Here is a 26,117-nt window from a genome sequence, read left to right as displayed (position 1 = left end):
GCGAAAAGGCTGAGATCCAGCCGCCACGGTTTACGCCCGGACGGTCTAATCTCGAGTTTCAGGCCTGAAGGATCCGCGCTCGCGCCTTGGGCCGAGCTCATCTCAGGTAAGCTCAGGGTGGTCGGCAAACGGCGGCGGCTCACCCCTCGCTCTCCAGGGCTGCGGACCAATCGTATCGGTAGCTCGCGACCCAGAGACGATCTGCGACCCACGAGAGATACTGTTCCGTCGTCTCCTCGCTGATGTGCCCCATCACGGGCCTGAGATAGAGGCGCACCAAGTCCAGTCCCATCTGGGGTATCAGCGACTTCGGCAATTCCTTGCCGATGCCTGCCATGGACATCTGCTCTTTAAGCAGCGTGAGAAGGGTCCGACAGGCAAAGACGTGCCTGCCGACGTGCGGCGTGTAGCCTGGGAACGGCAGCGCCGTTCCACCGGTCCACGCCTTGGAAAAGCTACTTCTCGAAAAGACGCCACCAGTCCGCTCGGAAAGGAAGAGTTGTGGAGGCGCTGGCAAGCTGGGATTCTTGTCGCGCCACCTTTCGAGCGCAAACGGCCGGCGCAGCCTACGATAATCATGCAGTGTCTCGAGGAACTCTCGATCGAAGCGGAGTGTGCGGCTTCGGCCTATTTTGTGAGGGTCTTCTGCACGCCGACCGCCCTTCGTGCCGTATTTGACGATCATCTTGGCGGGACCGAGCGGATCGAGTGCGTTGGGGTCGGGCAAATCCTCCGCCCGGAACAACAGGGTTTCCTCTAAGCGACAGCCGGTCGTAAGAACAAAGGCCGCCGCCAAGGCCCATAGTCGCACCGGAGCGCCGCCTCAAATCACCGAGCCACACCTCGATCTCGTGATCGCTTGGCAGCCTCAAGTTCTTCGGATTAGCGCGATGCCGGCGACGGTGGATCGGCTCGTTAGGTCCTCCGTAGGCGCGGATTCCTGCGCGCGCGCGTCGGCGCGGGGCGAACTTTGGGTCAAACCGTGGTCGGTGGTCGCGGTCGCCCGCCCAGCAGAGAAACTCGAGCGCGATCGCCGTCCGCCTGTTTATTGTGGAAGGCTTGAGCCCGCCTTCTCGCTCCAGGCTCCATTGCTCATCGCGCGGTCGTAGGCATCGAGCAGCCCATGCGCATCGTCCGCGCGCCAGTCAGACCCGGTGGCCTCAAGGAAGCTCACGAAGTTCTGCAGGTCCGTGGCGTACGCCGTGACGGTGTTCTCAGCCAGGCGCGAGCCTTGGTAGTAGTCGGACGCGTTGCGCGCTGCCGGGTGCCAACGACCGCAGGCACGGTCACGAATGTAGGCGCTTGGCTCGTCAAGGTACGCTTGATCGAACGACAGCAGGAAGGGGACATGCTCAAGCGCTTGGCCCGGAGAGCCAGCGAGGGACCCGAGTGCTGGATGGACGAGAGTTGCCAAGGCAAATCCTGGTTGGCGATGCGCCAGCCAAGGCCGGCCTGCTAAGCCCCGCGAGAGGCTCTCCGCTTATAACCACGGTAGTCGGCGTCGATGGCGCCGGGCGTGTTCAGGCAGGTGACGCCGGCCTTCAGCGCCAGGCCGGAGCGCGGCCGCACCTGGCCTTCGAAGCCGGCCGGCAGGGCGAAGGCGAGGCCGGTCGGCACGGCGCGCCGCGATCCCGGCTTCAGCACGAAGGGTTCGTCGTCCGGCACGGCGGCGCGCAGGTCCATGCCGGCGGCCTGGGCGGTCTCGTAGGCGGGAAGCGGCAGGCCTGCGCCGTGCGGCAGGCGTTGGATCGGAATTACAGGTGTCACGAAAGCTCCTCGGCGATCCGTTCGGCGAGTTTGCGGGCGACGGCGCCCTTGGAAAGACGGTCCCAGCGCTCGACGCCCTTGGCGCTGACGATGGCGACGGTGTTGTCGTCGCCGCCCATCACGCCGGGCAGGCTGACGTCGTTGGCGACGATCCAGTCGCAGCCCTTTCGCGCCAGCTTGGCGCGGGCGTGGTCCTCGACGTCATTGGTCTCGGCGGCGAAGCCGACCACCAGCTTCGGCCGGCGCGCAGAGGCGGACAGGGTGGCCAGGATGTCGGGGTTCTCGACCAGGGCGATCGGCGGCGGGCCGTCTTCGCCCTTCTTGATCTTGCGGGTTCCTTGCGCCTGCGGCCGCCAGTCGGCGACGGCGGCGACGCAGACGGCCACGTCGGCGGGCAGGGCGGCCTCGCAGGCGGTCAGCATCTCCAGGGCGGTCTCGACGTCCACCCGTTTCACCCCGGGCGGGGTCGGCTGGGCCACGGGGCCGGCGATCAGGGTCACCTCGGCGCCGAGGGCGGCCAGGGCGCTGGCGATGGCGAAGCCCTGCTTGCCGGAGGAGCGGTTGGTGATCACCCGCACCGGATCGATCGGCTCGGCGGTGGGGCCCGCGGTGACGACGGCGTGCTTGCCGGCGAGCGGGCGGATGGCGTCGACCGCGAGCGCGGCCTGAATCGCGCCCAGGATGGCGGCGGGCTCGGCCATGCGGCCTTCGCCATATTCGCCGCAGGCCATCGGCCCCTCGTCGGGGCCGACGAAGAGCACGCCGTCGGCCTTCAGGGTCTCGAGGTTGCGGCGGGTCGCGGGATGCTCCCACATCCGCACATTCATCGCCGGCGCCATCAGCACCGGCTTGTCGGTGGCGAGCAGGGCCGTGCTGGCGAGATCGTTGGCCAGGCCCGCCGCGGCCTTGGCCATCAGGTCGGCGGTGGCCGGCGCCACCACCACCAGGTCGGCCGAGCGCGACAGCTCGATATGGCCCATCTCGGCCTCGTCGGTCAGGGAGAAGATGTCGGCATAGACCTTGTCCTCGGCCAGGGCCGACAGCGACAGGGGCGTGACGAACTGGGCGCCGGCCTGGGTCAGGACCGGCCGCACCGCCAGCCCGGCCTTGCGGGCCAGGCGGACGAGTTCGAGCGCCTTGTAGGCGGCGATGCCGCCGCCGACGATCAGGAGAATCCGCTTCTCGACCAAAGCCCGCCCTCAAACGCTCGGAGGCCGCAGCTTTAAGCCAAGAGGTCGCGCGGGACAAACGGCGACGCTCCGGTCGCGCCGGCGCCGGCGGGGCGAAACAATAGGGACTCGACTCCCGCGGGTTTTTCTGTTCCTTCTTTGTTCCAGCGTAGCTTCAAGGAGATGGAGATGGCTGGCATCAGAAGGGCGCCGCTGTGGATGGCGGCAGGCGCGATCGTCGCCCTGTTGACGGCGTGCGACAACGGTCCCTCCGCGGTGGCGGGCAAACAGGCCGCAGGCTCGCAGATGGCCACGGCCACAGCGCCGCCGGAGCCCGGCCAGGGCTCCAGGGTCGATCACCGCACGGATCCGGTGAGGCTGGTGGACGGCAAGCCCGTTTGGGCCGCCAGCCGCCGCTATTCCGCCGAGGAGAGCGCCCAGAACGCCTTTGACCGCAACGGCGAGGCGTTCGGCGCGGGCAGCCTCGACGACTATGTCCGCAAGGCGCACGCCTTCGTCGAACATCCGCCCAAGGGGGTCGAGACCCTCGCCCGCCCCAACGGCGACACCCTCTTCTATGACGCCAAGGCCAACGTCTTCGCCGTGGCCGACAAGGCCGGCGCCCCGCGCACCATGTTCAAGCCCGACGAGGGCGCCGCCTACTGGCAGGAACAGAAGGACCGCCTGGCCAGACGCCAGACCGCACGCGCCGAGAAGAAGTCGCGCGGCTCCGACGACGAGGCCTAGGAACCAGGCATCTGGATAGCCGTCGGGCCGAACGCCCCCTCAGTCGCTATGCGACAGCTCCCCCGCAAGCGGTGGAGCATCTTCGGCCGAGATCCTCCACCGCATCGCGGGGGAGGTGTCGGCGAAGCCGACGGAGGGGGCGTTTGGCGCCGGCAGCCGTCCAATACGACTCTTAGGCGGTCGCTTCGGTGTCAACGGGCAGGGCCGCATCCCACTCAGCGCGCACCTCGGCGTCTGTCTCGCCCGCGATCCGCGCCGCCCGCAGCCCTGCGAACTCCGCGGGGTCCAGCAGCTGCGACAGGGCCCAGACCGCCGCGCCGCGCACCACTGGCGCCGGGTCGTCCAGCAGCCGCTGCGCCTCCGCCGCAAGGTTGCGCTCGCCCGCGTTGCCGAGCGCGTAGAGCACATTGCGGACGAAGCGGTCGCGGCCCAGGCGCTTGACGGGGCTCTTGGTGAAGAGGGCGCGGAAGGCCGGGTCGTCCAGGCGCGAGAGTTCGGCCAGGGACGGCGCGCGCAGGGCGTCGCGGGCGGCCAGCTTCTGTTCGTGGCCGGCCTGGGCGAACTTGTTCCACGGGCAGACCGCCAGGCAGTCGTCGCAGCCGTAGATGCGGGCGCCCAGCGCGGTGCGGAACTCGCGCGGGATCGGGCCCTTCAGCTCGATCGTCAGGTAGGAGATGCAGCGCCGGGCGTCGAGCTGGAAGGGGGCGGGAAAGGCGTCCGTCGGGCAGGCCGAAAGGCAGGCCGTGCAGCTGCCGCAGTTCATCGGCTCGGCGGCGTCGGGGGCGAGTTCCAGCGTCGTCAGGACCACGCCCAGGAACAGCCAGGAGCCGAACTCGCGGCTGACCAGATTGGTGTGGCGGCCCTGCCAGCCGACGCCGGCCCGCTCGGCGAGCGGCTTCTCCATCAGCGGGGCGGTGTCGACGAAGACCTTCAGCTCGCCGCCGAAGCGCGCGCCGAGCCAGCCGCCCAGCTGCTTCAGCCGGCCCTTGATCAGCTCGTGATAGTCGTCGCCCCGGGCGTAGACGCTGATCGCCCCGCGGGTCGGGTCGGCCAGCGCGGCGAGCGGATTTTCGTCCGAGCCATAATTCAGGCCCAGAACGATGGCCGAGCGGGCCTGCGGCCACATGGCCTGCGGGTGGGCGCGGCGCGCGGCGGTCTCGGCCATCCAGCCCATGTCGCCGTGTCGGCCGGCGTCGAGGAACTCGCCCAGTCGCGCGGCGGCCGGCCAGGCCTGGTCGAGGTCGGTGAAGCGGCAGAGGTCGAAGCCGAGCCTCTGGGCCTCGGCGCGGATCTGGTCTTCAGGCCGCTTAGAAGTCGAGGTCGTCATAGTGACCGGCCGGCGTCAGCCCGGGCCAGCGGTCCAGCAGGATGGGCCGGAAGGCCGGGCGGGATTTCAGCTTCATGTACCAGGTCTTCACCGAGGCGAAGTCCTTCCAGGGCACGTCGCCGAAATAGTCGATGACCGACAGATGGGCCGCCGCGGCGAAATCCGCCAGGGAGAGCCGGCGTCCCGCCAGCCACTCGCGGCTCTGCAGCAGGCTGTCCATGTAGTGGAGGTGGTTCTTCAGGCCTTCGCGCCCCTGGCGCAGGTTGGCCAGCTCCGGCGCGCCCAGGCCGAGCAGCCGCTTCTCCATCTTCTCGTGCAGGATGAAGCCGCCGACTTCGAACTCGAACTTGCGGTCGAACCACTGCAGCAGCCGGCGCACCTCGGCCCGCTCGGCGGCCTCGACGCCAATCAGCGCCGGCTCCGGATAGGCTTCCTCGAGATGGTCCAGGATCGCCCGGCTTTCGCACAGCACCAGGGTCTCAGGCCCGCCGGTCTCGACCAGCACCGGCGTCATGCCCGAAGGGTTCAGCGCCGTCAGCGACTTCGGCCGCTCCCAGTAGCGAACCACCAACTCGCCGAACGCCAGCCGCTTTTCGCCCAGCGCCAGGCGCACCTGGCGCGAGGCGGGGTCGAGCGGGAAGTGGTGAAGGGTGCGTTCGACGCTCATCTTGGGGGGGTGTAGATGCGGCCGCCGGTGGATTCCAGGCCCGAATCCTCTGGATCCCAAAATGAGGCAGGACCTCTTAAGGCCCCGTTAGCTTTACGCCTGCGCCCGCGAGGTTTCTGCGAAAGCTCCGCCGTGAGGCTCGGCTTTGCCGCGCGGATCGGCATGGATGATGATGTCGGCGGAGGGGAACTCCTCCAGGACCCGCTTCTCGGCGTCCACCAGCACGACGTGGGCGTCGGCCAGGGTCAGCTCCGGGTCGAGGTCGATGTGCATCTGCATGTGGACATAGGGGCCGGCGGCGCGGGTGCGCAGCTGGTGCACCCCCTTGATCCGCGCATCGCGGCTGACCAGTTCGATGATGCGGCCCCGGGCTTCGGGGCTGAGCTCGTGGTCCAGCAGCTGGTTGGCCGCCTGGCGGAAGACGCCGATCGCGCCCCAGAGCAGCACACCGGCGACCAGCAGGGCGGCCAGGGCGTCCATGCCGCCCACGCCGAACCAGGCCGAGGCGGCGATGCCCACGAGCGCGATCAGGTTCGACCCGAGGTCGGAGGCGTAGTGGGCCCGATCGCCCGAGACGGCGACCGAGCCGGTGCGGCGCAGCACCCGGGTCTGGGCGGCGATCAGCCCGCCGGTCAGCAGGGTGGACATCGCCATCACCCCGATCGCCCAGCCCTCGGCCTTCAGCGGATGCGGCGCCATCAGGTCGACGACGGCCTCGCGGCCGATCAGGGCCGCCGAGGCGAACACCAGGCCGCCCTGAAACAGGCTGGCGAAGGCCTCGGCCTTGCCATGGCCGAAGCGGTGCTCGGCGTCCGGCGGGGCGGCGGCGTAGCGGACGGCGAAGAAGGTCGCCAGCGAGGCGATGAGGTCGAGGCCGGAGTCCGCCAGGGAGGCCATCAGGGCGACCGAGCCCGAGGCCAGCCAGGCGGCGAGCTTCATCCCGACCAGCACGGCCGCGGTGACCACCGACAGCAGGGTGACCCCTCGGGTCAGCGCCGCCGACTCCTCGGCGGGCAGGGCGGGATGGGTGTTCATCGGCGGCGGAACTTAATCGGCTCCCTCCCAGGCGCCAGCGCTAACGACTCGCAAGGCGGGACATCGCCGGCGCGCGGACCCCTGCGACGCCGACTGCGACTCTGGCGCCGCCCTCACCGTAATCGAATAGCAAAGGTTGTGCGGACAAAGCTCGCGCTCGAAGGGGGACCGAATGCTCGCACCCATGTTTGCGGCGGCGGCTGCGATCGCTGCGCCGGAAGCGCAGGCGACGACGGCGCGCGCGATCCAGATGGACTACGAACTCGGGGTCGTCAGCGACTATCGGTTCCGGGGCGTCAGCCTGTCCGATCGCAAGCCGGCGCTGCAGGCGGGCGCTCGTGCGACCTTCGCCGGCGGGGCCTATGTCGACCTCTGGGGCTCCACGATCGAGGACTACGCCAGCGAGGGCGACACCTCCGGCGCCAGGGTCGAGGTCGACGTCAGCCTGGGCTGGGCCTTCCAGGCGGCCGGGCTGGATATCGATCTCGGGATCGCCGCCTACGCCTATCCGCGCGCCGAGGACCTGTCCTACCTCGAGGCGCCGATTTCTCTGTCGAGGGCGATCGGCGTCGCGACGGTCACGCTCGGCGGCGCCTACGCTCCGTCGCAGTCGGCGCTCGGCCACAAGGACAACGCCTACGTCTACGGCTCCGTCGGCTGGCGGGCCGGTCCCGTCGAGCTGACCGTGCAATCCGGCTACGAGGACGGCGCGTTCGCCCCCGGCGGCAAGTGGGACTGGTCGGCCAGCGCCGCGCGCGCGTTCGGCCCTGTGCGCGCCGAGCTGAGCTATGTGGACGCCGACGAGCCTGGCGGGTCGGCCGCCCTGGTGGCCGGCCTGGCGGTCGGCTTCTGATGACCGCGCCTTGGTTCGTCACGGCCGGAGTGCGGCGTGCGCGGAGGTTCTGGCGCCATCACGCCGTCATCCTGGTGGCGCTCGTCGCCTTCGCCATGATCATGCTCGGCTTCGCCAGCCTGATCGTTTACGCCGGGGTGGCGACCAACCGCATCACCCAGGCGCGGGAAACGGAGTTGCTCCAGCGCGCGGCGGACCGGCGGCTGGTGACCCTGCTGGAGGACCTGACCTCCGCCACCGTCTGGAACGACGCCTACGAAAAGAGCATTCGCCCGACGGACTGGGAATGGCTCGATGTGAACTTCGGCCAGTATTACAGCCAGTACCTGAAGCACGACCTGACCATCGCCTTCGACGCGCAGGACCGCCCCTTCTACGCCTCCCTGGGCGGTCAGCGGGTTCCGGTGAAACGGCTCGAGTCCTTCGCCAGCGCGGTCAGACCCATCCTGCTCCAGGTCCGGGCGCGCGAGCACGCGACGATCATCGCCAACCCGCAGAGCCTGGGCTTCCCGCGGGTCGCCGCGGCCGGCGCCGGCGTCCGGGTGGGCAGGGACGTCTACCTGGCGCAGGCGAGCACGGTCGTCCCGGAGCCCGGCTACAAGGGGCGCCTGGTCGCGCGCCACCCGATAGTCGTCACCGCCATTCGCATCGGGCCGAAGTACCTCGAGGCGCTGAATACGGACTATGGCCTGCGGCGCGCGCGCCTGGTGGCGGCCGTCCCGCCCAGCGGCCCATCGGTCGCTGTGCGAGGCAGCGACGGCGCGCCGATCGGCGCCCTCGTCTGGACCCCTGAGCAGCCTGGTGTCGGTGTCTATGCGAACGCCAAATGGACGATCCTGGCGGTGGCGGCGTTGATCACCCTGCTCCTGGCGGTCCTGGTGCGGCGCATGGACCGGATGACCTTCGAACTGCGCGTGGCGCGGGAAAACGCCGACGCCGCCAATCGCGCCAAATCGGAGTTCCTCGCCAACATCAGCCATGAAATCCGGACGCCCTTGAACGGCGTCCTGGGCATGGCGCACGTCATGTCCGCCGCCGATCTGAGCGCCCCGCAGCGTGAACGCCTCACGGTGATCCAGGAGTCCGGCGCCACCCTGCTCGCCCTGCTCAACGACGTCCTGGACCTGTCGAAGATCCAGGCGGGAAAGCTGGAGCTCGAACAGACGGCTTTCAATCTTCATGACCTCTGCCGCACGGTGTGCGCGACCTTCGAGGGGCTGGCCGCCGCCAAGGACCTGCAGCTGGGCTTCACGATCGAGGCCGGCGACCCGCTCTGGTGGAAGGGCGATGCGCTCCGCATCCGCCAGGTGCTGTCCAACCTGATCTCCAACGCCGTGAAGTTCACCGAACAGGGAACCGTGCGCCTTCATGCCGCCGCCGCCGAGGGCGGGCTCGCCTTCTCGGTGATCGACACCGGGATCGGCCTGAGACAGGACCAGGTCGCGCGCCTGTTCCAGAAGTTCAGCCAGGCCGACGCCTCCACCACCCGGCGCTATGGAGGCTCGGGCCTGGGCCTGGCGATCTGTTACGACTTGGTCCATCTCATGGGCGGCGAGCTCCGCGTGCAGAGCGCGCTCGGCGAGGGATCCGCCTTCACCTTCATCCTGCCGCTGCAGGACGCGCCTGAGCTCAGCGGCCCTGCGCCGTCCTACCCGGACGGCCAGTGGACGCCGGAGAACGAGCGGCCGCTCCGTGTTCTCGCGGCGGAGGACAATCCCACCAACCAGCTGGTCCTGCGCGCGCTGCTGCAGCCCCTGGATCTGGATCTGCGGGTGGTCTCGAACGGCCTGGAAGCCCTGCAGGCGTTCCGGGAGGCGAGCTTCGACCTGGTGCTCATGGACGTGCAGATGCCGGAGATGGGCGGAGTCGAGGCGACCCGGGCCATCCGTCGCCATGAGGCCGAATCCGGTCGTGGGCGGACCCCCGTCGTCGCCCTCTCGGCCAATGTCATGACGCATCAGATCGAAGACTATTGGGCGGCCGGAATGGACGGCCATCTCGGAAAGCCGATCGAAGTGGCCAAGCTCTACAAGCTCCTCGAGGAGGTCGCCGCCGGGTCGCTCCTGCCGGCGCGGGCCGCGAGCTGATCAGTCGCCGTCCGCTTGGCCGTTGCGCCGGAGCCAGCGCATGGCGGCGAACACCATCAGCGCCCAGACGGTCCCGAGGCACCAGCCGGCGACCACGTCCGACGGCCAGTGCACGCCGAGATAGACCCGCGTACAGCCGATCAGGATGACCATCAGGCACATGAAGGCCAGCAGGCAGATCCGCCCGAGGAGGCGGGGATCCGTCTCGGCAATCATCAGGCCGAGACTGAGGTAGACGGCCGCCGAGATCATGGCGTGGCCGCTGGGGAAGCTGGCGTTGGCGACGAAGGCCAGGTGCAGGGACGGGTCCGGCCGGGCGCGGTCGAAGAGGCTCTTCAGCACGGTGTCGATGATCGAGGCGCCGACGAGCGAGGCGCCCAGCCAGGCGGCTTCCGCGCGGCGTCGCCGCAGCGCCAGATAGCCGATCCCGGCGGCGCCGAAGATCCACAGCAGGGTGAAGCCGCCCAGCGCACTGATGTCGACGGCCGACTGCAGCAGCCACTCAGGCCCGATCGGCCGGCTGATGTCGCCCGGTCGGCGCAGAGCCAGCAGGATGGCGCGGTCCGAGCGGAAGGTGTCGCCTTCCGCGATCTCCTCGGCGATGTGCGCCGCCAGCAAGGCCCCTGCGACCGCCAGCAGGAGCAGGCTCGGCCACAGCCACCGCACGACCCGGGGCGGATGGAGTTCCGCGCGGTTCATGCCGCGTCGGCGGCCCGCCTGGAGCCGATCGGGATATGGGCCGACCTGCCCCGTCCGCGGTTCTTGGCCTCGCCCATGAACGCTCCTCGATGGCGGCCGCCCGCCGCCGGGCGAGCATGGGGCGGCACGCGTCGTCCGCCGACGCAAGAAGTCCTCCGTCGGCCCTACGGTTCCGCCTGATCTGGCTCTAGCCCAGCCTGGGCTTCAGCTCGCGCGCGAAGAAGTCGATGAATTTCTCCTGCTCGTCGCCGACGCCCAGGAGGACGATGTGGTCGAAGCCGGCGTCGGCATATTTGCGGATCGCCTTCAGGTGGCTTTCCGGGTCGGGACCGAGGCCAGCGGACTCCTTGAGGTCCTCGGGCCGGACGAACTGCGAGGCCGCCTCGAAGCCCTCGACGGTCGGCAGTTCGCTCATCACGCTCCAGCCGAAGGCGCCGAAGCGGGAGCGGTCGCGCAGCAGTTCCAGCGCCGCCGTCTCGGTCTCGGCGTAGGCCAGGCCGACCTCGCCGTAGCGCGGTCCCGGCCTGGCGGCCTTGGCGAGGTAGTCCTGGACCAGCTTCGGATCGGCTTCCGTGGCCATCATGCCGTCGGCCTTTTCGGCGGCCAGCGCCACCGACTGGGGCCCGCTGACGCCGACGGTGATCGTGATCGGCCTGTCCGGCAGGTCGTAGAGGCGGGCGTGATCGACGGTGAAATGCTTGCCGCGGATCGTGTGGGCGCCGCCGCTCCACAGCGTGCGGAAGATGTCGATCGCCTCCTCCAGCATCTCGTGCCGTTCGGGGATGGAGGGCCAGCGCGCGCCGGTGACGTGCTCGTTCAGCCGCTCGCCGGCGCCGATCGCCAGGCTGAAGCGGCCGCCGCTCATCACCCCGATGGTCGCCGCCGCCTGGGCGATGATCGCCGGGTGGTAGCGGAGGATCGGGCAGGTCAGGCCGGTGGTGATGCCGATCCTCGAGGTGGTCGCGGCGATGGCGCCGAGGACGCTCCAGGCGAAGGGCGAATGCCCCTGGCTCTCCAGCCAGGGATGGAAATGGTCGGAGATGGAGACGAAGTCGAAGCCCGCGGCCTCCGCCCGTTTCGTGTTCTCGACCAGGGCCGAGGGGCCGTGCTCCTCGGTCATCAGCTTGTAGCCGTACTTGATCATCCCGCCTCTCCGTTCGTCTGGCGCTCAAAACCAGCGAACGGCGCATTCGATCCCCATGCAGGGTTCGCCTCCCCCGCGGTCGCGGGGGAGGCGAAGGGGTTATTTCTGCAGCTTGAGGCGCTTGCGGAAGAAGTCGGCCATCACCTGGAAGGCCTCGCGCGATTCCGGCAGGTCGATGTTGTAGAAGAAGGCGTGGCCCAAGCCGTCCCACATGTGGAGATCGGCCTCGACGCCGGCCTTGACCAGCTCGCGGTGGGTGTTGACCGCAGCGCTCATCTCCATCGCCCGGGTCGCGGTGACGATCAGGGTCGGCGGGAATTTCTTCAGGATGTCGGGCGCCAGCACCGGCGAGGCGAGCGGATTGGTCAGGTCCTCGTCGCGGAAGTAGCTGAGCCCGCCGGGACGCGGCCCCAGCCCCTGGAAGGGTCGGCCGAAGGCGCGGCTGTCGCCGCCCCAGCGGGCGTCCGCCGAGGCGCAGAAGATGCCGATGGCGCCGGGCAGGGGAAGCTTCTCCTTCTGGAACCAGGCCATGGACTCCGCCGTCAGAAGTCCGCCGGCCGAGCAGCCGAAGATGGCGATATCCTCCGGCCGGTGGGTCTTCAGGAGCTCGCGATAGACCGCCGCCACGTCCTCGCTGGCCGCCGGGAACTTGGTCTCCGGCGCCTGGCGGTAGGTGATGCTGACGATCTCGACCTGAGCGAGGGCGGCGAGCGGTATCGACTCGACCATGCCGGTGCCGCCGGCCGCGCCCATGACGAAGCCGCCGCCCGGCAGGTTGAGCAGGATCTTGCGCCGATTGGCGGCCGGAACCGGCTTGACCGGCGTGACGACAATGGCCTGAACCCCCGCGATGGTCGTTTCGCGCATGGTCACGGGATAGAGGTCGGCGTGGTGCTTGATGGTCCCGGCCATGTACTGGCCGATTTTTGCGCGCATCGCGCCGGCGCTGCCCGAGGCCAGAGCCCGGAACATCGGCTCTTCCGGATCGGAAGGCTTGCGCGGCAGGGCGGCCTTGGCCTCGTCGCTGAGGTAGATGGAGGGCGGCAGTTGGAAGGTGGGGACGTTCACCGTCCCGTCGGCTTCGATCGTCCCGGGCTGCGCGCCCGCGGGCGGAGCCGGTTGCGCGCCCGCGCCGTGGGCGGACAGGCCGCTCACGGCCAGGGCCGCCGCCGCGCACGCCAGCCGGCTGCGGAGGCCGGGCGAGAAGGGACGCAGCTCGTTTGAGGGTTTCCTGTAGGCTTTCATGTTCGCTCCCCTTGGCCGAACGCCCGGCTCTGGATAGAGGCCGGACGCCGAATGATGACGAAGGCCGTTACTTATGTTATATAACATAAATTGCAAGACCCGAGGCGCGCAAGTCCCCGCGAGCGATCATGGCCGTTAGGAAGATCAAGTTCGACTCGCTGGGCGACATGCTCGGCTTTCAGCTGCGTCGGGTGTCGGCCATGCTGAAGTCAGCGCTCGAAGCCGAGTTCGAGCCGCTTGGCCTTCGCACCAGCGAAGCGACCTTGCTGATCGCCATCGGCGAGTGCCCCGGCCGGACCCAGACGGAGGTCGGCCGGGATCTGCGGATCAAGCCGGCGAACATGGTCCCCCTCGTCGCCCGGCTGGCGACGGCGGGCTTCCTCGAGCGGGTCCCGGGCGCGCGCCGGGCGATGACGCTGCAACTTACCGAGGCCGGCGCCCGGCAGCTCGAGGAGGTGCGCAAGGCCCTGCAGCGTCACGAGGACCGGATCACCCAAAGCCTGTCGGCGCAGGACAAGGCGCTCGTGATCAACGCGCTCAAGCTCATCGCCGAACAGCAATGCCGCCGAGACCACGCCTAGGGCGTGACAGCCGCACCGGCCCGCCGGGCGGGTCGGCTAAAGGTGGCGGAGGATAAATTGCACCTGGTCTGCGAACAGCTCCTGGTCTTCCGGCGCCGCGCCCAGGAAACCGCCGTGCCCCATGGCTTCCCACACATGCAGTTCGGCGCTGACGCCGGCGCGTCGCAAAGCGCGATGCATCAGGACCGTATTTGACAGGAACAGGTCCCGCGTGCCCGACGTCAGCAAGGTCGGCGGGAATCCCTTGGTGAAGTCGCCAAAGAGGGGCGAGAGGTAGGGGTCCCTCAGGTCGTGCCCGTTCGCATAGAGCGCAATCGAGTTGGTAAGACGACCAAGTATGGCGTCGACGCCGTTGTTGGTCTCAAAGCTGTCCCCGGACTCGGTGAGATCGGCCTCCGGCGAGTGCAGCACGCAGGCCGCCGGCATGGGCAGGCCGTGGTCGCGCGCCTTCAGCAGGCAGGAGGCCGCAAGACCGCCTCCTGCCGACGGACCGTAGACGGCGATGTTTCCGGGATCGTAGCGGTCGAGCAGAAACCGATACGCCTCCACGGCGTCGTCGAGGCCTGCGGGGAACGGAGATCTTGGAGGCATCCGATAGTCGACTGAGAAAGTGCGAAGCTTCGCCTGCGCGGCGAGCCCGGCGGCCGCGTAGGCGGCGGCGATCCCGCCGCCGACGGTGAATCCGCCGCCGTGGACGTAGAGCACGGCGCGTCCCTCGTTCTCGGACGACAGCTCCTTCGGCGCGACAGCGTAGAGCGTCGCCGCGGAGAGACGATGTTCCTCGATCGCCAAGGCGCTCTGCTGCGCCGCGAACCGCGTCGCGATCATCTCCGTCAGCGACCTGTTGCCCTCTTCCACGCGGCGCTCCCAGGCTGCCACGTCCTGAGGATCGGGCTCCTCGATGCGACCGAAAGGGCTTCCCTGCGCCAGCACCGCCTGCGCCTGCGGGCTCACCGTGGTCGGCGCCGGGATCGTGCGCGCGGGCACGACCATCCCCTTTGCGCTGCCTTGCTCCATGACGTTTCGTCCCCTTGAGGCCTCTTGGTTCCACAGGTCGCTAGAGGCCAGCGCCCGCACTTCTGTCGAATGGCCGAAGTGTTCGAGAGGTCCGCGAACCGCAGGTCACCATGGCGAAGTGGCTGACACAAGCCGCCGACGGCCACCTGATCGGCCACCCGCTGCTGGGGCCTCACGCGCCGCCCTTGAGGCGCAGCCGGATGTCCTGGTAGGCCGCCGCGATGAGGTCCCTACAGGCCGAAGCGTCCGGCGGCCGCCCCCAGTGGAGCTTCACGTGGCGCATGCGCTTGCCGACGCCCTGCAGGAGCCCAGCCGGATCTTCCAGGGCCGCACCGTAGAAGAAGCCCAGGTTCGCATGCGCGGCGAAGGCGTCGACGTAGGCGAAGGCCGCATCCGCCACGCACACCGTCGGATGGCCGTCGTGGAGAAGCTCCCGGACATCCGCACCGCAGCCGCGCAACTCTTCGAACCACGGCTGGACCATGCCTCGCAGCGCGTCGCCCTGGGCGAACCAGGCGTCTACGTCGGGGTCGCGCCGAACGGCGCTCGGCAATCGGAAGAGGTCCGCCATCAGTCCAGGTTGGCAGTCCGGCGCGGAAAGTCGAGCCGACCTGCGCCGGCCCTCCGACGCCGGCCATCGCGGATCCGGAACCCGCCTCAATCGCGAAGGTTATCGGCTGTGCGCATTCGGATGCGCCATCCGGCCATGCGTCACGCGCTGTGATTGGGGAATGCAATATGTCTGACCGCGTGGTGGAACGAAGCGACTGGGCGGCCCTTGCGGGCGGTTTGTCCCGCCAGCTGCAGGGCGTTCAGGCGGAGATCGAGGTCGCCGCCCTCGGCATCGGCGACCAGATCCAGGCGGAGTGGGTTCCGCTCCTTGGCCTTGCCTATGACCCGAAAGACGACATCTTCGAAGTGGCCGTCGCAGGCCTTGATCACATCATCCACGAGCCCGAGACCCTGGTGGTCCAGCAGGAAGGCGCCGTCGTCCGCAACCTGGCCATCGGCGCAAAGAGCGGCGACCGTCATATCCTGCGGTTCCGCGAACCGTTGCGTCTCCCCCCGCCTGGGTGAAAGCTCTCCACCCTGGACGTCCCGAAGGTCGGCCGCCGTGGGCCGCGTCCTCGATCACGACGGTTCGAAAATGCTGGCCGGACGATCAAACGCCAGTGTCAGTTTCCTGCAACGGCTCATCATCAGGTGGCGCGCTGGTGACGAGCCCTCATCGCCCCCGCGCCTCGCAGCGGCGAGCCGCCGCTGCAACGGATGCCCCCCGCGCGTCATGGTGCGGGGGGCGTCTTCTTCATCAAACCTCGTTCCTGCCGAGGCGCGCGCCGCGCGCCAGCGAACACCATGAAGGCTCACGTTTGGCTGACGCGCAGGCGCACCGACACGATGGTGGAGAAAGATCGAGCACAGCCGATTGCGGCGCATATTTTAGGCTGGCTAACCTTGACCTTAGGTGGCGTTCAACTCACCTTGGAGTTGTGCGCTCCCGCCCCCCACGTTGCGCACACGCTCGGATGGCTCCGGTCGCTCCCCCCCTCGCGACCGGAGCCATTTCGCACGAGCCCCGGCGGGCGATCCGCAGGATCCAGGCGTGCTGGCGGCCTATCGTCCCTCCATCTGCTCAAGCATCCGCTCGAGAGTAGGAAGCTCGTCGGCCTCGCCGGGCGGCTTGTCCCAGCGGATGCGGTTGATGCGCGGAAAGCGCATGGCGACGCCAGACTTGTGCCGGCTGGAGCGCTGCAGGCCCTCGAAGGCGACTTCGAAGACCAGGCCCGCGTGCGGCTCGGCGCGGACCGAGCGGACCGGGCCGAAGCGCTCGATCGTGTGGTCGCGGACGTATTTGTCGATCTGTTTCAGCTCCTCGTCGGTGAAGCCGAAATAGGCCTTGCCGACCGGGGTCAGCGTCCGCTGGCCGGCCGCGTCGGCGGTCCAGACCCCGAAGGTGTAGTCGGAATAGAAGCTCGATCGCTTCCCATGCCCGCGCTGGGCGTACATCAGCACCGCGTCGACTAGGAAGGGGTCGCGCTTCCACTTGAACCAGGGCCCCTTCGGCCGGCCCGCCTCGTAGATGGAATCCCAGCGCTTCAGCATCAGCCCTTCGGCGATCTGCGGATCCCCGGCCGGCGGACGGGCCCGCAGGTCCGCCAGCTCCGGCCAGCTGTCGAAGGGCTGCAAGGGCGAGAGATCTATCCGGGCGGAATCCTGGCGCGCCACGAAGGCCTCGAGCCGGGTCCGGCGCGCGACGAAGGGCAGTACGCGGAGGTCGTCGGGCCCCTCCGCCAAGAGGTCGTAGGCGCGGATGGCGGCGGGATAGGCGGCCATCAGTTTGGCGTCGACGCTCTTGCGGTTCAGCCGCTGCTGCAGGTCGCCGAAGCTCGCGACCTGGCCGCCGCGGATCACCAGCAGCTCGCCGTCGATCACCCCTCCGTCGGTGAGCGCACCCAGGATGTCCGGGAAGGTGCGGGAAATGTCGTCGCCGGTGCGGGTGTAGAGCCGGCGCAAGCCCCCCTCGTTCACCGCCTGGACGCGGATGCCGTCCCATTTCCATTCCGCGGCGTAGTCGGCCGGATCGAGCTTGGCGAAGTCCACCGCCTCGTCGATCGCCTGGGCCAGCATGGCGGGGCGGAAGCGGGCGGGGTTCTCCGACGAGGGCTTGTCGGAACGCCCCTCCAGCCAGGCGAACAGGTCCTCGTAGGGCGGATGCAGCGCATGCCACAGCTCCTCCACCTCGGCGACGGGGACGCCGGCCCCCTCCGTCGGGATGTCGGCGGTCGCCTGTTTCGCCAGCCGGGCGGAGAGGCCGACGCGCAATCCCCCGGTGACCAGCTTCAGCAGCGCCCAGCGCTCCCGCGGCTTATTGAGGGCGTCCAGCCAGCCCTCGATCAGCCGCTGGACCTCGGCGCGGCTGGCGGTGCGCAGGGCGTCGACCACCTCGGACAGCTGCGGCTCACGATTGGCGCCCGGCCGGGCCGGCCAGACCAGGGCAGCGGTCTCGGCCAGGTCGCCGACATAGTCGTAGGACCAGGCGAAGAGCTGCGGATCCATCCGCTCTTCCACGGCCTTGCGGATGAAGGCCGGCTTGGCCGCGTTGAAGCTGAGCTCGCCGGTGAGCGCCGCCAGCGCCCAGCCCCGGTCGGGATCGGGGGTGGCGCGGAGATAGTCGCGCACCAACGTCAGCTTGGCGTTGCGCGAGGCCGTCAGGGACAACCGGTCGAGCAGCTCGGCGAAGGCGCGCATGCCCTAGAAAATAGGGGCCGGAGCCCGCGTCGCCAAATCAGCCCTCGCCCGCCATGCCGCCGGTGTCCCCACCGCTATCGCCGCCCTCGCCGGGCATGCCGGGATCGACGCTGTCGTCGGCGCCCCGCCGGGGCAGGTCGCCGCCGGTCTTTGGCGGCAGGCCGTCGCCGTCTGGCCTGGAGCGGCGACCGTCCGTGGGATCAGACGGCGGGGTTTCATAGGTTTCGGACATGGGTTCGCTCCTGGGCTCACGGATGCGAACGCGACGGGGGCCAGGACGCTCCCCGACCGACCGCTAGGCGCGGCGCGCGAGTCCCCCGGCCAGGGCGCGAGCGGCGCTGGCGGCGCGGTCTCCCTGCCGGTCTGGGCCTCGGCCCGGGCGCGGCTCAGCGCAAGCAGGTGGCAGCGGCCGCACTTCTTCGGACCTTTGCAGAGGCAGTCGTTGTTTGGAGACATCGGCGTCCTCTCGGGCCCAGCTCTGCTTCTGAACATCGGCGCGAGCCGCAAGCTCGGCAAGCTGTCGGAATGGCTCGCCCGGGCGCGTCCTTGTCTCGTTCGGCGCGGCCTCAGTCGTCCTCCTCGTCCTCGTAGCCCACCAGGGCCAGCGCCCGGGCCGGCACGCCGTGCAGCTCGGCCCAGCGGGCGAGCGCCTCTTCGCGGCCGTGGGTGATCCAGAGCTCGCCCGGGCGGATCTCGTCGACGGTCGCGGTCAGTTCGTCCCAGTCGGCGTGGTCGGAGATCACCAGCGGCAGCTCGACCCCGCGCTGGCGGGCGCGGGCGCGCACCTGCATCCAGCCCGAGGCGAAGGCCGCCACCGGATCGGGAAACCGGCGGCTCCAGCGGTCCTGCAGGGCCGAGGGCGGGGCGACGATGATCTCGCCGGCGAAGGCCGCCTTGGCCGCGGTGGTGGCGGGCAGCAGCGGGCCGAGCTCGACGCCGTGCCGCTCGTAGAGGGCGTTCAGCCGCTCCAGGGCGCCGTGCACATAGATCGGCCGCTCCCAGCCGGCCTCGCGCAGCAGGCGGATCACCCGCTGGGCCTTGCCGAGCGCATAGGCGCCGACCAGGTGCGAGCGCTCCGGGAACTGCGCCACCGAGCGCAGCAGGCGGGCGATCTCGTCGCGGTCCGGCGGATGGCGGAAGACCGGCAGGCCGAAGGTGGCTTCGGTGATGAAGACGTCGCAGGGGACCGGCGTGAAGGCTTGGCAGGTGGGATCGCGCCTTCGCTTGAAGTCGCCGGAGACCACCATGGTCAGCCCCTTCCAGCGGACCACCGCCTGGGCCGAGCCCAGCACATGGCCGGCCGGGACCAGGGTCACCTCGACCGCGTCGCGCGCCACGGCCTCGCCGTAGTCCGCGGCCTGCATGGCCTCGGCGAAGCCCAGGCCGTAACGCTCGCCCATGATGTCGAGGGTGGCCGGGGTGGCCAGCACCGCCCCGTGGCCGGCGCGCGCATGGTCGGAGTGGCCATGGGTGATCACCGCCCGCGCCACCGGCCGCGTCGGGTCGATGTAGAAATCCCCCGGCGCGCAGTAGAGCCCCTCAGGCTTGGGGCAGAGCAGGTCCTGCGGTCGGATCATGTCAGGGCATTTGGGGTGGGCGCGCGGCGGCGCAAGCTCAAGGCCCTCTCCCCGACGACGGGGAGAGGGCTCGTCTTGACGCCCTCGCGCCTCCCCCCTAACCCCTCCAGCATGGACGCCGAGATCGACGCCGACATCGATGTGGAGAAGGTCGCCAGGTTCATGCTGGCCGCGCCGCTGTCGCGCGCCCTGGGCGTCGGCCTGGTCGGCATCGAGGCCGGACGGGTGACCCTCGAGGCCCCCTGGCGGGAGGACCTGGTGGGCGATCCCGAGCGGGAGACCCTGGCGGGCGGGGTGGTGACCGCGCTGATCGACCATGCCTGCGCCGCGACGCTCGCGAGCATCAAGCGCGGCGGCGCGCCCACCCTCGACCTGCGCGTCGACTACATGCGTGCGGCCGGGCCGCGCGCCGGGGTGATCTGCGAGGCGCACTGCTACAAGCTCACCCGCACCATCGCCTTCGTCCGCGCTGTCGCCTGGGACGTCGACCGTAACGATCCCGTCGCCACCGCGCTCGCCACCTTCGCCGTCCCGGAGCCGCGCGCATGAGCGACCCTGCCGAGCGCCTCAACGCCTTCCTCGCCCGGACGCCCTACGCCCGGTTCCTGGGGCTGCGCGCCGAGCTGGCGGGCGACGAGATGACCGCGATCCTGCCGTTCGACGACAAGCTGATCGGCAATGTGAAGTGGCAGGCCCTGCACGGCGGGGTCCTCGGCGCCTTCATGGAGATGACGGCCCTGGCCCAGCTCGCCCTGTCGGGGGATCTGCCGCATCTGCCCAAGCCCATCGACGTGACGATCGAATACCTGAAGACGGGGCGGCCGCAGACCACCTACGCCCGCGCCGACCTGCGCAAGGTCGGCCGGCGCATCGCCAACGTCCATGTCGAGGCCTGGCAGGACCGTCGCGGCGAGCCGGTGGCGGCGCTTCGCGGCCATTTCCTGCTGCCTCGCGAGTAGGCGCGCCACCCCCTCCGTTGCCGCTCATCCCGGCGAAAGCCGGGACCCAAGCCGAACTTCCGAATGTCGCGCCGTGCGTCGCGCGGCCACCAGAGTCCTTCCGTCGACGCGGCTTGGGTCCCGGCTTTCGCCGGGATGAGCGGATGATGGGCGGATGGTGTGGGCGCATTACACCCGAAAGGCCTTGAGCCTGCGGCCCCGGGGGGGTACCGCCTCGCCATGTTGCAAGGTCTCTCCCACCGGGCTCGCGAAGCGAAGAGCTGGCCCTTCGAACAGGCGCGGCTCCTTCTGGACCGTATCCTGCGCCTGCGTCTCTCCGACGCTGAGCGCGATCTGGCCGCCAGCCTGATCGGCGAGGGCAAGGCGCGGGAGGCCGTCGCCGCCCTTCCGGCGCTGACCCGGCCGGTGATCTTCCAGTGCGGCTATGGCGCGTCCGGCCTGCCGCACATGGGCACCTTCGGCGAGGCCGCGCGGCCGACCATGGTGCGCACCGCCTTCCGGGCGCTCACCGAGGACGCCATCCCGAGCAAGCTGATCGTCTTCTCCGACGATATGGACGGCCTGCGGAAGATCCCCGACAACGTGCCCAACCGGCACATCCTGGAAGAGGACCGCGACAAGCCGGTCACCTCGGTGCGCGACCCCTTCGGCCGGTACGAGAGCTTCGGGGCGCACAACAACGCCCGCCTGCTGGCCTTCCTCGACGGCTTCGGCTTCGACTACGATTTCCACTCCTCGACCGACTGCTACAGGTCCGGCCGGTTCGACGCGGTGCTGCTGCGGGTGCTGGAGCGGTTCGACGCCATCCAGGCGGTGATGCTGCCGACGCTCGGCGAAGAGCGCCGCGCCACCTATTCGCCCTTCCTGCCGATCAGCCCGAAGACCGGCCGGGTGCTGCAGGCGCCGACCGTCGAGCGCAATCTCGAGAAGGGGACCATCGTCTTCCCGGACGAGGACGGGACCCTGACCGAGGTCCCGGTGACAGGCGGCCATGTGAAGCTGCAGTGGCGGCCTGACTGGGCGGCGCGCTGGACGGCGCTCGGCGTCGACTACGAGATGAGCGGCAAGGACCTGGTGGACTCGGTCCGCGTCTCCAACCGGCTGTGCAAGGTGCTGGGCGGCGAGCCGCCGGAGAGCTTCCACTACGAGCTCTTCATGGACGAGAACAACCAGAAGATCTCCAAGTCCAAGGGCAACGGCCTGACCATGGAGGAGTGGCTGCGCTACGGCACGCCCGAGAGCCTGGCCTACTACATGTACCAGTCGCCGAAGTCGGCGAAGCGGCTCTATTTCGACGTCATCCCCAAGGCCACGGACGAGTACCTGCAGCAGCTCGACGCCTATAACAAGATCCGCGCCGAGACCGGCCAGCCGGCGATCGACAACCCCGCCTGGCATGTCCACCGCGGGGCGCCGCCGGAGGCGGGCTCGCCGGTCAGCTTCTCCTTGCTCCTCAACCTGGTCTCGGCGGCCGACGCCTCGACCAAGGAAATCCTCTGGGGCTTCCTGGAACGCTACATCCCCGGCGCCAGCCCCGAGACCCAGCCGCTGCTCGACAAGCTCGCGGGCTATGCGATCAACTACTACGAGGACTTCGTGAAGCCCTCGAAGACCTTCCGCGCCCCCGACGATCGGGAGCGGGCGGCGATGGGCGATCTGGCCGGGCGCCTACGCGCCCTGCCGCCAGGCGCCGACGCCGAGGCCATCCAGAACGAGGTGTTCGAGGTCGGCAAGGCGGCGGGCTTCGAGCCGCTGCGCGCCTGGTTCTCCGCCCTCTACGAAGTCCTGCTCGGCCAGAGCCAGGGGCCAAGGTTCGGGTCGTTTGTGGCGATCTTCGGCGTGGAGCGGACCATCGCCCTGATCGACCGCGCTCTGGCGGGGGAACTGGCGGGGGTCTGAAGGGGCGGCTACTCCTGGGCGGCGTCCGGACGTCCTGTTGCGGCCCCGCACCAGCTTGGGCGCGGTGACGGGGAAGTTCTGACTCTTAGCTGACGTTGGGAACGTCCGATTGTCGCCGCCTGTCCGAGCTTCGCTGTATGAAGCCTCGAGCTGACGCGCTTCGGTCGTATCGCGCGCGAAGGATTGAACCGGGCTCACGCCCGGGCGCGAACGCGCTCGTCAGTTCACACCGGTCAGTTCCTTCATACTCGCCTTGAGCTCTGCGAACCTCTGCTCGCCAATCTGGCTTCGCCAATCCGCTTCCAGCCGCTGCATGGCTTCGATGGTGACATCCAGAATCTGCCAGCCGCGCTCGGTGTAGTGGATGGTTGTCTGCCGGCTCGCCGGTTCGGAGCGACGCTCCAGATAACCGCAGCTCTCAAGGTGGCCCAGGAGATGATTGAGCGCCTGCTTTGAGACGCCCAGGCGTCTGGCGACGTCGCTCGGCCTGGCGCCGTCGATCGGCGGATACTGGAAGAGGCCGAGGTGGGGCAGGCTGATGTCGCTCAGGCCCGCGTCCGCCAAAGCGTCGAGGATGCGGCCGCGCGCCAACTCCAGCCCCATGCGCATCAGAGCTCCGATGTAAGGCGCCTGGTCGAAGCCTGAGATTTTGCGAACCATGGGGCTTGACCGGGGGGTAAAGGGATTTTACCAAAATGAGCGTAAAGTGATTTTACCATGCGAGCGTGCGACAGCAAGCACGGTCGCGAGGCGCGGCCGGGTAGTGCCGCTTGGAGCCATCACGAGGGGGCTGCAATCTTGGCCGGTCAGGACGTTATCTCGATTGGATGCCTGGAGATCCGCTACCTTCGCGACGGCGCCGCCGACGGCGCGGCGGGCATGTTCGAGTTGACCGTGCCGCCTGGCGCAACGTCGCCGCCAGCGCACAGCCACGCCAGCGAAGAGATGCTCTACTGCCTTGAAGGTGTGCTGCGCACCACGGTCGGTGATGAGGTCCGCGACCTTGCGCCGGGCCAGAGCGGATATACGCTGCCGGGCGTGGTGCACGGCTTCAGCAACCCGCATGACCGGCCAGCTCGCGTGCTAGTGATCAACACCCCGGACATCGGCGCCCAGTATTTCCTGGACATCGCCGCAGCGGTCGCCGGGCCGGACGGCCCCGACCCGGCCAGGGTGGTCGAGGTGATGCGGCGCTACGGCCTGACCATCGCGCCGCCGAGGGGCAGCACCTCGTAGACCAATCCATCCAAAGGGTGTCGCCATGGTGGACCATCGGCTTCTTCGCATCGATGTGCTGTGTCCCGCCCGGACACTCATCGCTTCATTCGCGTCTCCGCTCGAGGCTTGGCGCTATGCGGCCTTGGTCTACGAGCCGGATTTCCGGCCGAGCCTGCGACGCCTGAGCGATGGCGCCGAGCTTGAATTCGTCGCCACGTCCACGGCGGCGGCCTTCGCGCGATGGGCCTGCGAGCCCGATGATGCCGCGCCTCGGGCGCCTGCCATCAGATGGAGCGTCGCAGTCTAGATCATCTAGGCTGCCCAGCCCGCGGGCAAATATTCCCGTAGGTATTCGCGTAGGTATTCGGGGACAGGATATCCTGTCCCCGAATACCTACAGCCGCCGCCAGAAACTCGTACTGACGCGCTTGCGTCCTTCAGCTTCTCGGCCGAGCCTCGAACGCTCGCGCCAATTCCTCCAAAGCCTCGGCATCGCCGTAGCGCATGGCCAGTTCACACGCGGCCAGGACGTAGCGCGCGACGGGCTCCTTGCCCGCATCCATGATGGCGGCTGGTAGGTGCAGGTTCGCCCCGTCCTCATCGAAGACGATGGCTGCTGCGTGGTCGGGGATCTCGGTCATGTCCGAGTTGTAGCGCTAAGCCGCCAGCGCTTGTACTTCCTAGCGCACAGGCCTTTCCTAACGAACGCCGTTCGACTATACGGGCGGGCTCCGCGCGACGGAGCCCACACTCGAACCGCAGGAGCCTCCGATGTCACGTTAGGTAATCACCTAGGATACGTGACAATGGCCCACTACAAACGCGGGTATCCAGCGACGCGCGCCAAGACGCGCGTGCGCCTTTTCAGCACGCCAGGGCGCTGGAATATCCAATACCACAACAGGCCCCGGCGACATCGGAACCGGCTCGCCTGCCACGACGTGGTGCGCGGAGTCGATTTCGACGAACTCCTGTGGCCGCTGGAGAAGAGGCCGCACCATTATTATTGGTAGCTCAAGATAGTCGCCAGCGCTTGTAATCACCTGCGCTGGCGATCTCGTCCACCCAGCCCTTCACGTATTCGGGGACAGGATACCCAGTCCCCCCGAATACCCAGTCCCCCCGAATACCCAGTCCCCGAGTACCCATGTCCTGAAACGAATTCCGTGACAGGTTAAATATTCCCGTTTTGTTCTTCATGAGTTAAGCTAGGGCATGGCCCGGCTCGCTCGCATCGTTGTCCCTGACCTGCCGCATCACGTCACCCAGCGCGGCAACCGGCGCGAGCCGATTTTCCTCGAGGATGGCGACCAGGACATCTACTGCGATCTCCTGGCCGAGTAGACCCGCAAGGCCGGCGTGCAGGTCTGGGCTTACTGTCTCATGCCCAACCACGTGCATCTGATCCTTACCCCCTCGACGGCGGAGGGGCTCAGCCGCGCGGTCGGCGAAACCCATCGCCGCTACGCCGCCTTCGTCAATGCGCGCGGCCGCTGGCGCGGCCACCTGTTCGAGAACCGCTTCGGCTCCGTCGCCATGGACGAGGCGCATCTGATCGCTGCGGTGAGATACGTGAGCCTGAACCCGGTGCGCGCCGGTCTGGCGCGCGATGCGCGGGCCTGGCCCTGGTCAAGCGTTGCAGCGCATCTGGTCGGACAGGATGACGGCCTGGTCGTGGTGCGCCCGGTGCTGGAGCGGGTGGAGGACTTCGCCAGGCTGCTGGATACGTCCGACACGGCGGAGGTCGCGTTCCGCAACGCCACCCAGGCCATCCGATCTGCCGAGATCATCGGTCGCCCGCTGGGGACCCCCGACTTCATCGCCGATCTGGAGCGACGGCTGGGCCGGCCGCTGGCGCGTCGAGCACCCGGACGCAAGCCCAGGCCACCGTCCGCGGAGCAGCCTCTCTTACTGTAATGGATAACCTGTCACCGAATTCCGCAATTTCTGACGGATGGCAATGTCGGGACTTGCCGCCGTTCAGTCACGGCGGACCCTTCACGGGTCGTCTCATCCCTAGAGGGCGCCCATGGCGCGCCGCCCGCTGGAGCCTTGACCAACCCGCCAAATCGTTCCCTGCTTGTTCACGTATGGCCGAGCCCGAATCCCTCTCCGATCCCGCCAGCGACCCGGCCCACGCCGGGGGCGCGGAGGCGGCGCGGGGGGTGATGGCGGCGCAGCTGGCGATGCTGGGGCGGCTGGCGGAGGCGGGGCTGAACCTGGCGCTGGCCATCGAGCAGCAGGCGACGGCGGCCCAGGCCGCGGCGCCCGAGGCGCCGGACGCGGCCGCCGAGCGGCTGGGCGCGCTGGCCCTGGCCTACGGGCGGGTCTCGCGGGCGGTGCGCCTCAGCGTCGCCCTGCAGGGCCGGGTGCTCAAGGAGCTGCAGGCGCTGGACGATGTCGCGGCGCGGACGCGCAAGGGCGAACTGGCGGAGGCCGCGCGGACGGCCGCGGCGCAGGCGGCCGAGCGCAAGGGCCGGGTCGAGCGCATCGTCGGGCGGGTGATCGCCGAGGCCTTCGACGACCAGGCCGAGGTCGACCGGGCAGCCGAAGAGGCCTGGGACCGGCTGGAGCACGACGACATCTACGGCGACCTTTCGCGCAAGCCGGTCAGCGAGCTCATCGCGCGCATCTGCCAGGACCTGGGCCTGGCGCCGGACTGGCCGCGCCTGGCCCAGGAGGCCTGGGCCGAGGAGGAGATCGCCGGCGGAGCCGCTGGCGCGCCGCTGTTGCGGCTGCGAGGGCTGGATCCGCCGGGCGCGGCGCCGGCCGCCGCCGAGCCTCAGGCCAGTGAGCTTCGGGCCGGATCGCCCGGCCTGAACTCCGGCTAGACCGTCCTGCATTCGCAGAATGCTGAAAACCCTTAAGGGCCATGGC

The 26,117-nt window shown here is 69.1% G+C and carries 28 protein-coding genes and 1 pseudogene; 12 read left to right on the top strand and 17 right to left on the bottom strand.

Annotated features, from left to right (window positions below):
* Positions 1 to 139: 139 nt before the first annotated feature.
* From ACSQ2B_RS15590 to coaBC, 4 genes and pseudogenes are all read right to left on the bottom strand, one after another.
* Positions 140 to 745 (bottom strand): hypothetical protein, encoded by a 606-nt coding sequence (locus ACSQ2B_RS15590; RefSeq protein ID WP_436051218.1) that lies wholly within the window; start codon positions 743 to 745, stop codon positions 140 to 142.
* 300 nt (positions 746 to 1,045) lie between these two features.
* On the bottom strand, positions 1,046 to 1,414 hold the full coding sequence (locus ACSQ2B_RS15585) for a hypothetical protein (protein WP_436051216.1): 369 nt from the start codon (positions 1,412 to 1,414) through the stop codon (positions 1,046 to 1,048).
* A 71-nt stretch (positions 1,415 to 1,485) separates the two neighbouring features.
* A pseudogene (gene dut, locus ACSQ2B_RS15580) lies at positions 1,486 to 1,767 on the bottom strand (dUTP diphosphatase); the annotation flags it as partial.
* A complete protein-coding gene (coaBC, locus tag ACSQ2B_RS15575; protein ID WP_436051214.1) occupies positions 1,764 to 2,957 on the bottom strand; it encodes a bifunctional phosphopantothenoylcysteine decarboxylase/phosphopantothenate--cysteine ligase CoaBC in 1,194 nt (397 codons plus the stop codon). The pseudogene dut and the gene coaBC, both read right to left, overlap by 4 nt.
* 168 nt (positions 2,958 to 3,125) lie before the next feature.
* Between coaBC and ACSQ2B_RS15570 the strand changes: the two genes are divergently transcribed.
* Positions 3,126 to 3,683: a hypothetical protein gene (locus ACSQ2B_RS15570; protein ID WP_436051212.1), complete on the top strand. Its 558-nt coding sequence runs from the start codon at positions 3,126 to 3,128 to the stop codon at positions 3,681 to 3,683.
* Positions 3,684 to 3,855: 172 nt separating this feature from the next.
* Here ACSQ2B_RS15570 and queG read toward each other — a convergent pair whose 3' ends face one another.
* The 3 genes from queG to ACSQ2B_RS15555 form a co-directional block, all read right to left on the bottom strand.
* A complete protein-coding gene (queG, locus tag ACSQ2B_RS15565; protein ID WP_436051210.1) occupies positions 3,856 to 5,010 on the bottom strand; it encodes a tRNA epoxyqueuosine(34) reductase QueG in 1,155 nt (384 codons plus the stop codon).
* Positions 4,991 to 5,677, bottom strand: coding sequence for an FtsZ-binding protein FzlA (fzlA, locus tag ACSQ2B_RS15560; RefSeq protein WP_436051208.1), 687 nt, complete (start codon positions 5,675 to 5,677; stop codon positions 4,991 to 4,993). The genes queG and fzlA overlap by 20 nt, the downstream gene beginning before the upstream one ends.
* Positions 5,678 to 5,770: 93 nt before the next feature.
* Positions 5,771 to 6,712 carry a cation diffusion facilitator family transporter gene (locus ACSQ2B_RS15555; RefSeq protein ID WP_436051207.1) on the bottom strand — a complete coding sequence of 314 codons (942 nt, stop codon included), beginning with the start codon at positions 6,710 to 6,712 and terminating at the stop codon, positions 5,771 to 5,773.
* Positions 6,713 to 6,884: 172 nt separating this feature from the next.
* Between ACSQ2B_RS15555 and ACSQ2B_RS15550 the strand changes: the two genes are divergently transcribed.
* Complete coding sequence (locus ACSQ2B_RS15550) at positions 6,885 to 7,565, top strand: TorF family putative porin (RefSeq protein ID WP_436051205.1); 681 nt, start codon at positions 6,885 to 6,887, stop codon at positions 7,563 to 7,565.
* Positions 7,565 to 9,652, top strand: a complete 2,088-nt coding sequence (locus ACSQ2B_RS15545) for an ATP-binding protein (RefSeq protein WP_436051204.1) — start codon at positions 7,565 to 7,567, stop codon at positions 9,650 to 9,652. The genes ACSQ2B_RS15550 and ACSQ2B_RS15545 overlap by 1 nt, the downstream gene beginning before the upstream one ends.
* Here ACSQ2B_RS15545 and ACSQ2B_RS15540 read toward each other — a convergent pair whose 3' ends face one another.
* The 3 genes from ACSQ2B_RS15540 to ACSQ2B_RS15530 form a co-directional block, all read right to left on the bottom strand.
* Positions 9,653 to 10,351, bottom strand: coding sequence for a phosphatase PAP2 family protein (locus ACSQ2B_RS15540; protein ID WP_436051202.1), 699 nt, complete (start codon positions 10,349 to 10,351; stop codon positions 9,653 to 9,655).
* A gap of 187 nt (positions 10,352 to 10,538) precedes the next feature.
* Positions 10,539 to 11,495, bottom strand: a complete 957-nt coding sequence (locus ACSQ2B_RS15535; protein ID WP_436051200.1) for a TIGR03557 family F420-dependent LLM class oxidoreductase — start codon at positions 11,493 to 11,495, stop codon at positions 10,539 to 10,541.
* Between the two features lie 99 nt (positions 11,496 to 11,594).
* Entirely contained in the window at positions 11,595 to 12,740 is a 1,146-nt protein-coding gene (locus tag ACSQ2B_RS15530; RefSeq protein ID WP_436051198.1) for an alpha/beta hydrolase fold domain-containing protein, read from the bottom strand.
* 128 nt (positions 12,741 to 12,868) lie between these two features.
* Here ACSQ2B_RS15530 and ACSQ2B_RS15525 point away from each other — a divergent pair, with 128 nt between their 5' ends.
* Positions 12,869 to 13,321, top strand: coding sequence for a MarR family winged helix-turn-helix transcriptional regulator (locus ACSQ2B_RS15525; protein ID WP_436051196.1), 453 nt, complete (start codon positions 12,869 to 12,871; stop codon positions 13,319 to 13,321).
* Positions 13,322 to 13,357: 36 nt separating this feature from the next.
* On the opposite strand, the gene ACSQ2B_RS15520 is transcribed toward ACSQ2B_RS15525, so the two are convergent.
* Both ACSQ2B_RS15520 and ACSQ2B_RS15515 read right to left on the bottom strand, forming a co-directional pair.
* On the bottom strand, positions 13,358 to 14,308 hold the full coding sequence (locus ACSQ2B_RS15520) for an alpha/beta hydrolase (protein ID WP_436051194.1): 951 nt from the start codon (positions 14,306 to 14,308) through the stop codon (positions 13,358 to 13,360).
* Positions 14,309 to 14,510: 202 nt separating this feature from the next.
* A complete protein-coding gene (locus ACSQ2B_RS15515; protein ID WP_436051192.1) occupies positions 14,511 to 14,909 on the bottom strand; it encodes a DUF1801 domain-containing protein in 399 nt (132 codons plus the stop codon).
* A gap of 167 nt (positions 14,910 to 15,076) precedes the next feature.
* Here ACSQ2B_RS15515 and ACSQ2B_RS15510 point away from each other — a divergent pair, with 167 nt between their 5' ends.
* Positions 15,077 to 15,415: a DUF5335 domain-containing protein gene (locus ACSQ2B_RS15510; RefSeq protein WP_436051191.1), complete on the top strand. Its 339-nt coding sequence runs from the start codon at positions 15,077 to 15,079 to the stop codon at positions 15,413 to 15,415.
* Between the two features lie 537 nt (positions 15,416 to 15,952).
* On the opposite strand, the gene ACSQ2B_RS15505 is transcribed toward ACSQ2B_RS15510, so the two are convergent.
* The 3 genes from ACSQ2B_RS15505 to ACSQ2B_RS15495 form a co-directional block, all read right to left on the bottom strand.
* Positions 15,953 to 17,587, bottom strand: coding sequence for a cisplatin damage response ATP-dependent DNA ligase (locus ACSQ2B_RS15505; protein ID WP_436051189.1), 1,635 nt, complete (start codon positions 17,585 to 17,587; stop codon positions 15,953 to 15,955).
* A gap of 37 nt (positions 17,588 to 17,624) precedes the next feature.
* Positions 17,625 to 17,819: a hypothetical protein gene (locus tag ACSQ2B_RS15500; protein WP_436051187.1), complete on the bottom strand. Its 195-nt coding sequence runs from the start codon at positions 17,817 to 17,819 to the stop codon at positions 17,625 to 17,627.
* A 334-nt stretch (positions 17,820 to 18,153) separates the two neighbouring features.
* A complete protein-coding gene (locus ACSQ2B_RS15495) occupies positions 18,154 to 19,164 on the bottom strand; it encodes a ligase-associated DNA damage response exonuclease (protein WP_436051185.1) in 1,011 nt (336 codons plus the stop codon).
* Between the two features lie 75 nt (positions 19,165 to 19,239).
* Here ACSQ2B_RS15495 and ACSQ2B_RS15490 point away from each other — a divergent pair, with 75 nt between their 5' ends.
* The 3 genes from ACSQ2B_RS15490 to ACSQ2B_RS15480 all read left to right on the top strand — a co-directional run bounded on the left by ACSQ2B_RS15490 (position 19,240) and on the right by ACSQ2B_RS15480 (position 22,022).
* Positions 19,240 to 19,713 carry a PaaI family thioesterase gene (locus ACSQ2B_RS15490; RefSeq protein ID WP_436051183.1) on the top strand — a complete coding sequence of 158 codons (474 nt, stop codon included), beginning with the start codon at positions 19,240 to 19,242 and terminating at the stop codon, positions 19,711 to 19,713.
* Complete coding sequence (locus ACSQ2B_RS15485) at positions 19,710 to 20,123, top strand: PaaI family thioesterase (protein WP_436051181.1); 414 nt, start codon at positions 19,710 to 19,712, stop codon at positions 20,121 to 20,123. The genes ACSQ2B_RS15490 and ACSQ2B_RS15485 overlap by 4 nt, the downstream gene beginning before the upstream one ends.
* 219 nt (positions 20,124 to 20,342) lie before the next feature.
* Positions 20,343 to 22,022, top strand: a complete 1,680-nt coding sequence (locus tag ACSQ2B_RS15480) for a lysine--tRNA ligase (RefSeq protein ID WP_436051179.1) — start codon at positions 20,343 to 20,345, stop codon at positions 22,020 to 22,022.
* A gap of 219 nt (positions 22,023 to 22,241) precedes the next feature.
* Here ACSQ2B_RS15480 and ACSQ2B_RS15475 read toward each other — a convergent pair whose 3' ends face one another.
* Positions 22,242 to 22,631 (bottom strand): MarR family winged helix-turn-helix transcriptional regulator, encoded by a 390-nt coding sequence (locus ACSQ2B_RS15475; protein WP_436051177.1) that lies wholly within the window; start codon positions 22,629 to 22,631, stop codon positions 22,242 to 22,244.
* 189 nt (positions 22,632 to 22,820) lie between these two features.
* Here ACSQ2B_RS15475 and ACSQ2B_RS15470 point away from each other — a divergent pair, with 189 nt between their 5' ends.
* Positions 22,821 to 23,258, top strand: a complete 438-nt coding sequence (locus ACSQ2B_RS15470) for a cupin domain-containing protein (protein ID WP_436051176.1) — start codon at positions 22,821 to 22,823, stop codon at positions 23,256 to 23,258.
* Between the two features lie 419 nt (positions 23,259 to 23,677).
* On the opposite strand, the gene ACSQ2B_RS15465 is transcribed toward ACSQ2B_RS15470, so the two are convergent.
* Positions 23,678 to 23,881, bottom strand: a complete 204-nt coding sequence (locus ACSQ2B_RS15465; RefSeq protein ID WP_436051174.1) for a hypothetical protein — start codon at positions 23,879 to 23,881, stop codon at positions 23,678 to 23,680.
* Between the two features lie 574 nt (positions 23,882 to 24,455).
* On the opposite strand from ACSQ2B_RS15465, the gene ACSQ2B_RS15460 reads away from it, so the two are divergent.
* The 3 genes from ACSQ2B_RS15460 to ACSQ2B_RS15450 all read left to right on the top strand — a co-directional run bounded on the left by ACSQ2B_RS15460 (position 24,456) and on the right by ACSQ2B_RS15450 (position 26,071).
* Positions 24,456 to 24,584: a hypothetical protein gene (locus tag ACSQ2B_RS15460; protein WP_436051172.1), complete on the top strand. Its 129-nt coding sequence runs from the start codon at positions 24,456 to 24,458 to the stop codon at positions 24,582 to 24,584.
* Between the two features lie 15 nt (positions 24,585 to 24,599).
* A complete protein-coding gene (locus tag ACSQ2B_RS15455) occupies positions 24,600 to 25,157 on the top strand; it encodes a transposase (protein ID WP_436051170.1) in 558 nt (185 codons plus the stop codon).
* Positions 25,158 to 25,330: 173 nt separating this feature from the next.
* On the top strand, positions 25,331 to 26,071 hold the full coding sequence (locus ACSQ2B_RS15450) for a hypothetical protein (protein WP_436051168.1): 741 nt from the start codon (positions 25,331 to 25,333) through the stop codon (positions 26,069 to 26,071).
* The last annotated feature ends 46 nt before the right edge of the window (positions 26,072 to 26,117 follow it).

It is taken from the genome of Phenylobacterium sp. LjRoot225, assembly GCF_964252855.1.
In the GTDB taxonomy this organism is placed as follows: Bacteria; Pseudomonadota; Alphaproteobacteria; order Caulobacterales; family Caulobacteraceae; genus Phenylobacterium.
The sequence above is the reverse complement of the archived record's forward strand: the minus strand, read 5'-3'. Positions and strand labels throughout refer to the sequence as shown.